This window comes from Lactobacillus sp. B3795 (genome assembly GCF_026535805.1).
Taxonomy (GTDB): domain Bacteria; phylum Bacillota; class Bacilli; order Lactobacillales; family Lactobacillaceae; genus Apilactobacillus; species Apilactobacillus kunkeei_C.
Genome location: NZ_JAFNPE010000015.1, coordinates 136,588 through 149,948, shown reverse-complemented (window position 1 = coordinate 149,948; position 13,361 = coordinate 136,588). Strand labels below are relative to the sequence as shown.

The following is a 13,361-nucleotide window of genomic DNA, read 5'->3' as shown; positions in this document are numbered from 1 at the left end:
TTTTTTAGGAGGATGGATACATGCAAACACACTTTTTAGATCTTAATCAGTTAAATGATGACGAAATCATGGGACTAATCAAGCTAGCCATTCAATACCGTGACGGCAAACTAGTACAGCTAAAGCGTCCGGTCTACTTCGCTAACATGTTCTATGAAAACAGTACGCGAACTCACACATCGTTTGAAATGGCTGAACGAAAGTTAGGCATCACACCAATTAACATCGACCCTAAGAATAGTTCGGTGCAAAAGGGTGAAACCTTATCAGATACAGTCAAAACGTTACAAGCCATCGGTACCGACGGGGTGGTCATCAGACATAAGACCACCGGATGGTACGAACCACTCATCGACGACGAAAGAATCCACACATCATTGGTTAACGCCGGTGACGGTAGCGGACAACATCCATCACAAAGTTTGCTAGATTTACTTACCATCTACGACGAGTTCAAGAAGTTCAAGGGTTTAAAGATTGCCATCGTCGGTGACTTGCTTCACTCCAGAGTCGCAAGATCAAACGCTGAAATCTTGAAACGACTTGGCGCCAAGCTATACTTCGCTGGACCAGATGAATGGTACCCAAGTGACTTCGACAACTTCGGTGAGTTTACCAACATCGATACCATCGTCGGAAAAGTCGACGTCATGATGATGCTAAGGGTGCAATTAGAAAGACTAAACGAAGATGCGCGTGAAAGTTTTACCGCCGTCGAATACGCCAACATCTTTGGCCTAACCGAAGAACGCGGCAACAAGATGAAGAAGAAAGCCATCATTATGCATCCGGCACCGGTCAATCGCAACATCGAAATTGCCGACGCACTTGTCGAAGCACCACAATCTCGAATCTTTCGACAAATGCAAAACGGGGTGTTCGCCAGAATGGCCATCCTAACATCAATCCTAAAGAGTAAAGACCTAATTGCGGAGGACGAATATGAAGACATTAATTAAGAACGTGTATGTAGACAACCAATTACAATCCATCCTAATCGAAGATAATAAAATCAAGGCCATCGGGACCAACCTAGGCGACAAGTTCAATCAAGTGATTGACGGAAATGGTGCAACTGCACTGCCTGGACTAGTCGACGTCCACGTCCACTTCAGAGATCCGGGACTAACCTACAAGGAAACCACAGAGACCGGAAGTAAGGCCTCAGCGCACGGTGGTTTCACCAGCGTCTGTGTGATGCCAAATGTCAAACCGGTCGTGGACACACCACACGAGTTACAAGAACAATTAAGTCTAAACCAACGCGAGAGTGTTGTGCATGCCTACCAATACGCAGCAATCTCCAAACAATTAATCGCATACAAGCCAACCGATTTCACTCAAATGGCTGAGATGGGCGCAATCGCCTTTACCAACGACGGCCACGGAGTCCAAAACGCTGAAACAATGTATTTAGCCATGAAGGAAGCTCAAAAGTTAAACAAACCATTGGTTGCCCACGTCGAAGACGACTCACTAATCAATGGTGGGGTAATGAACGCAGGTGCCAAGGCTGACGAATTAGGACTTCCAGGGATGTCACCACTTTCAGAATCATCACAACTAGCCAGAGACTTAGTCCTAGCTAAGGACACCGGCGTCCACTACCATGTTGCTCATATCTCAACTAAGGAATCAGTCGAATTAGTCAGAATGGCTAAACAACGCGGGGTCAACGTTACCGCCGAGGTTTCACCGCATCATCTACTACTAGATGACTCAATGATTGAGAGTGACAACCCAATGATGAAGATGAACCCACCGCTAAGAAATCCAGAAGACAGACACGCATTAATCGCTGGTCTAATGGACGGCACAATCGATATGGTAGCAACCGACCATGCGCCACACAGTGAGAAGGAAAAATCAGGATCCATGAAAAATGCCGCATTCGGAATTGTCGGTATCGAAACAGCATTCAGCCTAATGTACACCAGCTTTGTTAAATCAGGATTGGTTGACCTAAAGACATTAGTGAAATGGATGAGTAAGAATCCAGCTGACATCTTCCACTTACCTGCGGGTAGGTTAGAAGAGGGCCAACCAGCTGACTTAACCTTGATGGACCTAAATGATGAATATGAAATCGACGCCAATGACTTCTTGTCAAAAGGTAAGAACTCACCGTTCATCGGTCAAAAGGTATATGGAAAGACAAAACTAACATTAGTAGACGGCAACGTCGCATATCAAGATGGGAGCGTGGAATAGATGCAAGCACGATACTTAGTATTAAAGAATGGCTCAACTTACGAAGGAATCGGATTTGGTTCCAAGAAGGTAGTTCACGGTGAATTGGTATTCTCAACAGGGATGACCGGTTACCAAGAAAGCATGACCGATGCAAGTTACGATGGTCAAATGCTAGTGTTTACCTACCCACTAATCGGAAATTACGGAGTGAACAGAGATGACATGGAAAGCTTGCATCCATCAGTTGCAGCCATCGTCGTAAACGAAATTGCTAGACTGGTTGGAAACTGGCGTAGCAACATGACACTAACTCAATACGCTGAACTAGAAGACCTTCCAGGAATTTCACAAATCGATACTAGAGCACTAACCCAAGAATTAAGAGACGAAGGTTCAATGGAAGCTGTTATCGTCGATGACTTAAAACCAGAAACAATAAAAGCAGCATTTGACCAACCACTAGAAAGCACATCAGCACAAAGCGCTTCAACTAGCAGCGTCTACCAAGCACCTAATACTGGTTTGCGTGTCGCTCTAATCGACTTTGGACTAAAGGACTCCATCCTACGTTCACTAGCGCAACGTAACTTAAACGTGACAGTCTTCCCATCAACCAGTACTGCGGAAGAAATTCTAGCTAGTCATCCAGATGGCATTCTACTATCAAACGGACCTGGGGATCCAAAGGAACTAGAATACGTTCTACCAGTCATTCGCGAACTAGAAGAACAACTACCAATCCTAGGAATTTGTCTAGGTCACCAACTATTCGCTTTAGCCAACGGTGCTAACACCTACAAGATGAAGTTTGGCCACCGTGGTTTCAACCACGCGATTGCAGAAGCCGGTAAGGAACAAACTTACTTCACTTCCCAAAACCATGGATACGCGGTGGACGCTGAATCAATTCCATCAACTGAACTAGAAATTACCCAAACAGAAATCAACGACGGAACTGTCGAAGGAGTGCGTTTGAAGAATCGACCAGCATTCTCAGTCCAATATCATCCAGACGCATCACCTGGACCACATGATGCTGAATACGTCTTTGACGACTTTGTAAAAGCAATGCAAGACAACCAGAAAGCGGGGATTTAAGATGGCAAAACGAACTGACATTAACAAGATTTTAGTAATTGGATCCGGACCAATCATCATCGGGCAAGCTGCTGAATTTGACTACTCAGGCTCTCAAGCTTGCCTAGCCTTGAAGGAAGAAGGATACGAAGTAATCCTAATCAACTCCAACCCAGCAACCATCATGACCGACACCACCATCGCCGACAAGATTTTCGTCGAACCAATCACATTGGAATTCATCAGTAAAATCATCCGCCAAGAATTACCCGATGCAATTCTACCAACATTGGGTGGTCAAACTGGTTTGAACATGGCCAAGGACCTAGCCGACAGTAATATCCTAAACGAATACAACGTCGAACTACTGGGTACCAAGCTAGACGCCATCGAAGAAGCAGAAGACAGACTTCGTTTCAAAAACCTAATGGAAGAAATCGGTGAACCAGTTCCCGAATCAAAAACGGTCGAAAACATGGAAGACGCGATTGCATTCGCCAACGAAATCGGATTTCCACTAGCCATTCGTCCAGCCTACACACTAGGGGGAACCGGTGGTGGATTCGCTCACAACATGGCCGAATTCGAAGAAATCATGGAAAACGGACTACGTCTATCACCAATCAGCCAAGTCCTAGTGGAACGCTCAATCGCTGGATACAAGGAAATCGAAATGGAAGTAATGAGAGACCAAATCGATAACGCCATGATTGTCTGCTCGATGGAAAACGTCGACCCAGTCGGGGTGCATACCGGAGACTCAATCGTTGCCGCACCGGTCCAAACACTATCCGACCGTGAATACGAAATGCTACGTGACGCCGCATTGAAGATTATCAGAGCCCTTCATATCGAAGGGGGATGTAACGTGCAAATGGCACTAAGCCCAACTTCAATGAAGTACTACATCATCGAAGTTAACCCCCGTGTCTCACGTTCATCAGCACTAGCATCAAAGGCGACCGGATACCCAATCGCAAAGATTGCCGCAAAGATTGCGGTCGGTATCAATCTAAACGAAATCAAGAACCCGGTAACTCAAATCACACTAGCTCAATTCGAACCAGCCTTGGATTACGTCGTAACCAAGATACCACGCTGGCCATTCGATAAGTTCCCACAAGCGGATAACCACCTAGGAACACAAATGAAGGCTACCGGTGAAGCCATGGCCATCGGTCGAAACTTCGAAGAGTCTTTATTAAAGTCAGTTCGTTCTTTGGAAATCGACCAACGCTACTTTGACCCAGCCGAATACGAAGGTGTCGACACAGCCGATATGCTTCAAGCAATTGAAGACCCAACCGACGATCGACTATTCATGATTGCCGAACTAATCAGAAGAGGGGCTACCATTGAACAAATCAATGCTCGCACCCAAATCAACTTATTCTTCTTAGATAAAATTCAACACATCGTAGAAATTGAAACAGAGTTAGCAACCGACCAATCACTTCCAATGTTGAAGATGGCCAAGCGCTACGGTTTCTCAGACGAATGGATTGCTAAAATTTGGAACACCGACGAAAATTCAGTTCGTCAAATGCGTAAGGACAATAACATCACACCAGTCTACAAGATGGTTGATACATCAGCCGGTGAAATCAAGGCGGCCACTCCATACTTCTACAGCACATGGGGCCAACACAGTGAATCAGAAGTATCAGACAAGAAATCAGTCTTAGTCCTAGGTTCTGGACCAATTAGAATCGGTCAAGGAGTTGAATTCGATTACGCCACGGTTCACGGTGTGCAAACTCTTCAACAGTTGGGCTATGAAGCCATCATCATGAACTCCAACCCAGAAACAGTTTCAACCGACTTCTCAATGTCAGACAAGTTATACTTCGAACCACTAACTATCGAAGACGTGCTAAACGTGATTGACATTGAAAAACCAGAAGGAGTGATCGTCCAATTCGGCGGTCAAACTGCGATTAACCTGGCAGAACCACTACACGAAGCGGGCGTGAAGGTATTAGGAACAACCGTGGAAGACATCAACCGCGCCGAGGATCGTCACGACTTCGACCAAGTCATCAAACAATTGAAACTACCACAACCACAAGGTGACACCGCCACAAACATCGATGAAGCGCTAAAGATTGCTAACCAAATCGGCTACCCAGTCATGATTAGACCTTCATACGTACTAGGTGGAAAGGCAATGGAAATCGTCCATGACGACGAAGAACTACACCGTTACATGACTAAGGCGGTCCACGCATCTAACGACCATCCAGTCCTAATCGACCAATACCTACTGGGTTCAGAAGCCGAAGTGGATGTCGTATCAGACGGAGAAACTGTGGTCATTCCTGGAATTCTAGAACACATCGAAAGAGCCGGAATTCACTCAGGGGACTCAATGGGAGTATACCCACCACAAATCATGTCACAAACTGTCCAAGACCAAATCGAGACTGCGGCGGTTGAACTAGCCAAGGCGCTAAACACCAAGGGGTTGATGAACGTCCAATTCGTTATCAAAGACGACGTGGCATACGTCATCGAAGTTAACCCAAGGGCTTCCAGAACAGTACCATTCATGTCTAAGGTGGCTCACGTCCCAATGGCTGACCTTGCAACTCGTATCATGGCCGGTGAAAAACTATCCGACCTAGGCTACAAGTCTGGGGTAGTGACACCAGCCAACCGCATTAGCGTGAAATCACCAGTGTTTAGTTTCTCAAAACTACCACTAGTCGATAACACACTAGGCCCTGAAATGAAGTCCACCGGTGAAGCAATGGGATCAGACACCAGCTACGCCAAGGCACTATACAAGTCATTCATCGCATCAGGAATTACCATTCCAACATCAGGCAACGTCTTATTCACTGTCTGCGACGAAGACAAGCAAGAAGCATTAGAACTAGCCAAACGTTTCAGAAGATTAGGGTTCCAAATTAAAGCGACTGAAAACACTCATCGTTTCTTCCAAGAAAATGGTTTAGACAACGCCTTAATCCACAAGTTCTCAGAAGACGATGATAATAACCCGGTCAGCGAATTAAACAAGCAACACCTAAAACTAGTCGTTAACACCATTGATTCAACCGAAGCAACCTTTGATGATGAAGCACAAATCAGAGCCGCAGCGATTGAAAATGCGGTGCCATTGTTCACCGCATTAGACACTGTTGCATCATTGTTAACAGTACTAGAAGATCAAACACTAACCGTCAACGCACTTTAGGAGGAATTCAAATGTCAGTAGACTTATCAGCACAAATCGCCAACATGTCAGTAAAGAACCTATTTTTAAACGCGTCAGGAATTCATTGTCAGACCGAACAAGAACTAGACGAACTAATGAACGAACCGGTATCAGGTGCCATGGTAACCAAGAGTATGACTCCAAAGAGTCGCTTTGGAAATCCATTGCCTCGATACTACCGTCTAGCAAACGGCTCCATTAACTCAATGGGTCTACCTAACCAAGGGTTCGATTACTACATGGATTACTTGAAGAATCACGACCAAAAAAAGCCAATCATCGTATCAGTGGCAGGGATGTCAAAGGAAGAAGACTTGGAGATGCTACACCAACTTCAAGATAACGATGACTACCAAGGTTTGACCGAGTTGAACCTATCTTGTCCAAACGTGATTGGTAAACCTCAAATGGCATATGATTTTGCAGCTGCTGATGACTTACTACACGAAGTATTCAGTTTCTACAAGAAACCACTAGGCATTAAGTTGCCACCTTACTTCGATTTAGTTCACTTCGACATGATTGCCGAAGTATTGAACAAGTATCCATTAAGCCACGTGAATACCATTAACTCAGTGGGAAATGGACTATGGATTGATACCAACTCAGAAACCGTCGTATTAAAACCAAAAGGTGGCTTTGGGGGCGTCGGAGGATCAATGGTCCTACCAACTGCCTTAGCCAATGTCCGCGGCTTACGTCAACGTCTAAACGATGACATTAAGATTATTGGTACCGGTGGAGTTACCAACGGACGAGACGCTTTCGCACACATCTTATGCGGTGCTGAGATGGTTTCAATCGGGACTCAACTATACGAAGAAGGGCTACAAACTTTCGAACGTGTCACAAGAGAGTTAACTGACATTATGGAAGCTAAGGGATACGCATCACTAGATGATTTCCGCGGCAAACTAAAGGTAATTGAAGACTAGCCAAAAAAGAGACTGGGAATAATCAGTCTTTTTTTATTTAAAAATTGGTAATGCTTGAACCTCAAATGACGAAACTTTTGGTTTTTATGGTACGATAAAACTATAAAATAACGAGTGAGGAATCATCATGAGAAAGAAATTATATACAGCTACATGGGTATTGCTACTTGTAGTTGGAATTTTTCTAGTTAGTCTACCATTTCTAGAAAACTCAGCCATTCAACATTTGATTAGCAGTGAAATGAACGGTAAGATCGTTCAACAAGATAAAAGCAAGAAGGCCAACTTTGACTTTTCAAAGATTGAAAGCGTTAGTGCTTCTTCAATCTCAAAGGCCATCTTTAGTCATAAACACACAATGATTGGTAAGATTTCTATTCCATCAGTTTCAATCAACTTACCAGTCTACTATGGTTTGGATAACGAAGAATTATTGTCAGGGGTCGGAACTATGAAACCCAACCAACAATTAGGTAAGGGTAACTATGCGATTGCCGGACATCACATGAACAACGAAAAGATTTTGTTTGGCCCATTACACAAGGTGGTTGAAGGGGATGCCATTTACATCACCAACGGTAAAAAAGTATACAAGTATGAAGTCAGCTCAGTCTCTGTGATTGATCAATACGATACCCAATACATCACCAAGAAGTACAAGAAACCAACATTAACGTTGATTACCTGTGCTAGTGGGACACCAAATGAACCAAACCGTACAATGGTAAGAGCTAAACTAAGCTCAATTACCGACTTAACGGATAAGACAGCTAAATACTTTAAGTAAAAAAGAGGACTGTGATAGTCCTCTTTTTACTTTGTGTCTACTTATGTTAAGAAAGTGAAAAAATTGATAAGAAAACATTAAGTTTTAATGTAATTTTAATTTTATTTTTTAGAATGACTATAATTGAATGAAGATAAAGTTTATTGACTCAGGGGTGTTAACAATGAAATATAACAAGAAAAATAATTATGAATACAGTAATAAAAAAGTAATGCGCAAAGTAAAAAAGAACTGGGTCGTAGTATCCATCGTGACAGTCGGTTTGCTTGGAACCGGAGCATATGTCCAAAGTAACGTAAACAATGTTCATGCTGATACTGCTTCTGCAACTCAGGTGCAAACAGGTAAGTGGGGAGATGCTAATGTTACCTTAAGTAGTGACGGTGTCTTAACAGTTTCATCTGGTGATACCGTTGCGACATTAGGAACATTCCCATTTGACAAATCAAGTGTAAAGAAGATTGTCTTTTTAAACACGGTGAAATTACCAAGTGTATCAGGTAGATTGTTAGGTGATTTTAATAACCTAACTGAATTTGTTGGCCTAGATAAAGTTGATGCTAGTCAACTATCTATCGCAAGTGGATTATTTGTTGAAGATCATAACTTACAATCCATTGATGTAAGCAGTTGGAAAACACCAAACTTAACTAATGCTTTTGAAATGTTTGCAGGTGATCACCGCGTCACAGACATTAATGTTACTGGTCTAGACACCAGCAATGTAACCGATATGTCAGAAATGTTTGCTCATGACTACAATCTTACAAATCTTGTCGGTGTTAATACTTTTAATACTGAAAAAGTAACAAATCTTAACTACTTTTTAGGATGGGCAACATCATTAAAGAGTATCGATTTATCTAACTTTAAAACACCTAATTTATCTTCAATGGTATATATGTTTATTAACACTCCTCAATTAACTAGTGTTAATATTGCTAACTTGGACACCCGTAATATTAATGGTGTAAGTCAAGCTTTTGCTTTTATACCAGGAGGAAATGACGATGGATATCCATACAATGATAAACAGGATTTAGTTAAAAGTAATCTTCAATCCATCATTATTGGACCTAATTACGACCCATCTAAGGTTCAATTCGATAGTGCAGTCGGAAATGTTAATCTATATAAATTAAATCAAGATGGAACATTGAGTATAAATGGTGAACCTAGCAAAGATTGGGGAGCTGCAGTAGTTAAGATTGTTAATGGTAATGCCAATGGGCAAACATTATCTCCTGCTGTCGTCGCTCAAGGTGTGGTGAATACCCCTATTAGTATTCCGGTTCCTGCAGGATACGGTGTCCTAAATGATAATGATAACGTTATTAATTTAAAACAAGGTGATAACGGTCAAATTGAAGTGAAGGTATACAAACAATTAAATGGAACTATTAACCTAGTTGATCAAAATAACGACGCAACTGTTGTTTCTAAAGATTTTAATGTTCTAGATACACAAGCTGTTAATGTAAGTGCATTATTACCATCTGGCTATCGTTTAGTAAATGATAAGGAAGCTACACTAGTACCAACTGATGGTACTCAAACATACAAAGTATTGATTGCCAAAGAAACTAATTCACAATCAAGTTCTTCATCAAGCAGTGCACAAAGCTCAAATGCCTCAAGTGCAGAACAAAGCAGTGCGCAAAGTTCCAGCGCAACAAGTGCCGAACACAGTAGTGCACAAAGCTCCAGTGTTTCAAGTGCTGAACAAAGCAGTGCGCAAAGTTCAAGCGCAACAAGTACAGAACAAAGCAGTGCGCAAAGTTCAAGTGCCTCAAGTGCCGAACAAAGTAGTGCGCAAAGTTCAAGTGCCTCAAGTGCCGAACAAAGCAGTGCACAAAGTTCCAGCGCAACAAGTACAGAACAAAGCAGTGCTCAAAATTCTAGCGTCTCAAGTTCAGAACAAAGCAGTGCGCAAAGTTCCAGCGTTTCAAGCGCAGAACAAAGCAGTGCCCAAAGTTCAAGTGTCTCAAGTGCTGAACACAGTAGTGCGCAAAGTTCAAGTGCCACAAGCGCAGAACACAGCAGTGCCCAAAGCTCCAGTGCCACAAGCACAGAACACAGCAGTGCTCAAAGTTCAAGTGTCTCAAGTGCTGAACATAGTAGTGCACAAAGTTCTAGCGTCTCAAGTTCCGAACAAAGCAGCGCACAAAGTTCAAGTGCCACAAGCACAGAACAAAGCAGTGCAGAAAGTTCAAGTGCCACAAGCACAGAACAAAGCAGCGCGCAAAGCTCAAGTGCCACAAGCACAGAACAAAGCAGTGCAGAAAGTTCAAGCGCAACAAGCACAGAACAAAGCAGCGCGCAAAGTTCAAGTGCTTCAAGTTCAGTAGCGAAGGTACCAAGCTCAAACAAAAACAACGCTGCAAACCCTGTTAAGACAAAAGATAAGAACAGTAAAAAGACAACAAACCAAAAGCTTAACAACAAGAAAATGAATGTTGATAAGACACAAAAAGATAAATTGCCACAAACTGGTGATGAAGGTACCAAATCCTACCAAGTAATGGGGCTATTAATGTTAATTTCATCTTTTGCTTTAGCTTTATTTAGACGTAAAAGAAATGAAAAATAATAAGTAACCAAAAAAGCCAACTCGAAAGAGTTGGCTTTTTTATTTTTGATTATATTTAAACGCAAGTTCATTAGGATCAGTTAATGTTTACTGATATTTAACCATAGTTAAGTTTAAGTAAAAAAAGAACAAGAAGGGTTTGGAAATACTGACTTTACGTTTATAGTAACCATATAAACATTATATGCAAAATATTAATTTTATATAATATATTATTAATGTTCATTTGGTAGAGTTATTAATATCATTTACAAGGAGTATGAAGATGAAAAGCGATAATTATTATAATGTCAGCTTGATGGAAGGTGAACATGTAAGAGAGATTCGTATTTTTGAAAAAGTTAAACCGAAAGGTAAGAAAGTAAAGAGACTACATATCACAAAGAAATCTGGCAATAAAAAAACAAACATGGAAAGTAGAACAAAAAGTAACCATAGAGCTAAGAAGAAAATAATTGGATTGATTCAAAATAATTTTCTAAATACTAAATTTAGCTTTATTACGTTAACTTTTAGATATAATTTGGAAGATGTTAGTATGGCCAATGAAATATTAGCTAAATACATAAGAAAAATAAGAAAGATAAGTAAAGAAGAGTTTAAATACATATGTGTAATGGAATTCCAAAAAAGAGGAGCAATCCATTATCATTTAATTTCCAATTTATACAAGCCGGATTACAAAAAAATTCACGAGTATTGGGCTTCCATAATTAAAAAAGACGAAAGAATAAAAGATGATGGTGGATCTGTAAGAGTAGAAAATATAAGTAATAATGATGATGCTATGAGGATTTCATCCTACATTAGCAAATATATGACCAAATCTCTGGGGAAGGAATCGCTATTTGGTAAGAAGTGCTATTCCACATCTAAAAATCTAAGTAGATTGAAACCATCCAATATGCTTATTGATAATGCCTTTAATAACGAAAATGAAATTAATCGATTAATTGATAACAATCAAATTATTAGTCGTGCAGAATATACCGATGCATATAGTGGAAAAAGGATTAAGTATTACTCACTTGCTAAATAGTTCTATTAATATTTAATATAAAACTCACTTACCGACTTCTTCATCCTCAAAGCTTTACTGCAGATGCGAGAGCATCTGTGGATGGTTTTGACTTTAATCAAGTCTTTTCCGGGCGTCGGCTCGACGCCACTTCGAATATCATTTAAGTAAGTGAAAATATTCTTGGTCATAATTAATAGATGTTTTGAAAACATGAAAAATGTAACTATCAAAAAAGTCATGCTTTTATCTAATCCAATGAATAGACATAAGGATGACAAGTTTGAAATAATTTCAATGTTATTTATGTTTAGTAAATTCTTTGCAGCTTTCATGAATAAATCCTCCATATCATTTCTTATAAATTTTTTGAGATACTAGAAACACAAGAACAATGACCGCTAGGCTATTGCCAACACTTCTTTCAGAAGCGAAGAAGTCCCAAATGGAAAGTAGGTTCACAAACAAATCGAACCAATCTGACCACTTTGTAGAGATATACTTGTTTCAATTAACACTTAGCAACAAAAAAAGACCAACTCTCCTGAGTTGGTCTTTTTACATATAAATCCTATGATTCATCAATGCTGTCTAGTAGAACGTAGTTAACTTTACGTAGTGACATTAAGTCTTTTCCACCAGCGTATGAGATTGATGATTGTAAATCTTCTTTCATTTCTAAAAGGGTGTCTTCAATGTTTCCCTTGAATGGGATTAACAATTGACGACCTTCAACGTTGTGGTGTTCACCTTTTTGTTTGGCAGAAGCTGAACCCCAGTATTGTTTGAATTTCTTACCATTCTTTTCGACGATTTCACCAGGTGATTGCACGTGACCAGCGAAAACTGAACCAATCATCATCATGGTTGCACCGAAACGAATTGACTTAGCAAGATCACCGTTAGTACGGATACCACCATCAGCAATCATTGGCTTAGTAGCAGCCTTTGAGCACCACTTAAGTGCTGAAAGTTGCCAACCACCAGTACCGAAACCAGTCTTGTACTTAGTGATACATGCTTTACCAGGTCCAATCCCAATCTTAGTAGCGTCAGCACCGGCGTTTTCGATTTCACGAACAGCGTCAGGAGTACCTAGATTACCTACGATTAGGAAAGTTTCTGGAATTTCTTTTTTGATGTATTTAATCATCTTGATAACGAAGTCTGAGTGACCATGAGCCACATCAATAGTAGTGTATTCAGGGACAGCGTCAGCGGCTTTTAATTCATCGATAAAGTCGTATTCAGCATCCTTGATACCAACACTAATTGAAGCAAATAAACCTTTTTTGTGCATGTTTTGAACAAATTCTAGACGTTGTTCCGGTTGGAATCTGTGCATTACGTAGAAGTAGTCATGTTGAGCCATCCAAGTAGCTAGATTTTCATCCATAACTGTTTCCATGTTTGCGGGAACAACTGGTAGTTGGAATTTATGTGGGCCGAATTGAACTGAAGTATCAGCTTCACTACGGCTCTTGATTATACATTTTTCAGGTAATAATTGGACATTGTGGTAATCAAAAGTTCTCATTATA

9 protein-coding genes are annotated in these 13,361 nt (G+C 40.9%); 8 read left to right on the top strand and 1 reads right to left on the bottom strand.

Going from position 1 to position 13,361, the window contains the following annotated elements:
• Window positions 1-20 precede the first annotated feature (20 nt).
• From J3U50_RS06695 to J3U50_RS06660, 8 genes are all read left to right on the top strand, one after another.
• Window positions 21-959, top strand: coding sequence for an aspartate carbamoyltransferase catalytic subunit (locus tag J3U50_RS06695; protein ID WP_301945897.1), 939 nt, complete (start codon window positions 21-23; stop codon window positions 957-959).
• Window positions 943-2,211 (top strand): dihydroorotase, encoded by a 1,269-nt coding sequence (locus tag J3U50_RS06690; protein WP_301945896.1) that lies wholly within the window; start codon window positions 943-945, stop codon window positions 2,209-2,211. Before J3U50_RS06695 ends, J3U50_RS06690 begins: the two co-directional genes overlap by 17 nt.
• Window positions 2,212-3,291 (top strand): carbamoyl phosphate synthase small subunit, encoded by a 1,080-nt coding sequence (locus tag J3U50_RS06685; RefSeq protein ID WP_301945895.1) that lies wholly within the window; start codon window positions 2,212-2,214, stop codon window positions 3,289-3,291.
• Between the two features lies 1 nt (window position 3,292).
• On the top strand, window positions 3,293-6,469 hold the full coding sequence (gene carB / locus J3U50_RS06680) for a carbamoyl-phosphate synthase large subunit (RefSeq protein ID WP_301945894.1): 3,177 nt from the start codon (window positions 3,293-3,295) through the stop codon (window positions 6,467-6,469).
• Window positions 6,470-6,480: 11 nt separating this feature from the next.
• The gene (locus J3U50_RS06675) at window positions 6,481-7,425 is read left to right on the top strand and encodes a dihydroorotate oxidase (protein ID WP_301945893.1); all 945 of its coding nucleotides are present in this window, start codon (window positions 6,481-6,483) and stop codon (window positions 7,423-7,425) included.
• A gap of 127 nt (window positions 7,426-7,552) precedes the next feature.
• Window positions 7,553-8,212, top strand: a complete 660-nt coding sequence (locus J3U50_RS06670) for a class A sortase (protein WP_301945892.1) — start codon at window positions 7,553-7,555, stop codon at window positions 8,210-8,212.
• 163 nt (window positions 8,213-8,375) lie between these two features.
• Window positions 8,376-10,802, top strand: coding sequence for a BspA family leucine-rich repeat surface protein (locus J3U50_RS06665; protein WP_301945891.1), 2,427 nt, complete (start codon window positions 8,376-8,378; stop codon window positions 10,800-10,802).
• Window positions 10,803-11,067: 265 nt separating this feature from the next.
• Window positions 11,068-11,841 (top strand): hypothetical protein, encoded by a 774-nt coding sequence (locus J3U50_RS06660; RefSeq protein ID WP_301945890.1) that lies wholly within the window; start codon window positions 11,068-11,070, stop codon window positions 11,839-11,841.
• A 550-nt stretch (window positions 11,842-12,391) separates the two neighbouring features.
• Here the strand turns inward: J3U50_RS06660 and J3U50_RS06655 are convergent.
• Window positions 12,392-13,357: a GMP reductase gene (locus J3U50_RS06655; protein WP_301945889.1), complete on the bottom strand. Its 966-nt coding sequence runs from the start codon at window positions 13,355-13,357 to the stop codon at window positions 12,392-12,394.
• Between the last annotated feature and the right edge of the window lie 4 nt (window positions 13,358-13,361).

Bases quoted from the DNA above. Each gene is read 5' to 3' on its own strand.
- J3U50_RS06695 (WP_301945897.1), top strand. From the start codon at position 21: ATGCAAACACACTTTTTAGATCTTAATCAGTTAAATGATGACGAAATC.
- J3U50_RS06690 (WP_301945896.1), top strand. From the start codon at position 943: ATGAAGACATTAATTAAGAACGTGTATGTAGACAACCAATTACAATCC.
- J3U50_RS06685 (WP_301945895.1), top strand. From the start codon at position 2,212: ATGCAAGCACGATACTTAGTATTAAAGAATGGCTCAACTTACGAAGGA.
- carB (WP_301945894.1), top strand. From the start codon at position 3,293: ATGGCAAAACGAACTGACATTAACAAGATTTTAGTAATTGGATCCGGA.
- J3U50_RS06675 (WP_301945893.1), top strand. From the start codon at position 6,481: ATGTCAGTAGACTTATCAGCACAAATCGCCAACATGTCAGTAAAGAAC.
- J3U50_RS06670 (WP_301945892.1), top strand. From the start codon at position 7,553: ATGAGAAAGAAATTATATACAGCTACATGGGTATTGCTACTTGTAGTT.
- J3U50_RS06665 (WP_301945891.1), top strand. From the start codon at position 8,376: ATGAAATATAACAAGAAAAATAATTATGAATACAGTAATAAAAAAGTA.
- J3U50_RS06660 (WP_301945890.1), top strand. From the start codon at position 11,068: ATGAAAAGCGATAATTATTATAATGTCAGCTTGATGGAAGGTGAACAT.
- J3U50_RS06655 (WP_301945889.1), bottom strand. From the start codon at position 13,357: ATGAGAACTTTTGATTACCACAATGTCCAATTATTACCTGAAAAATGT.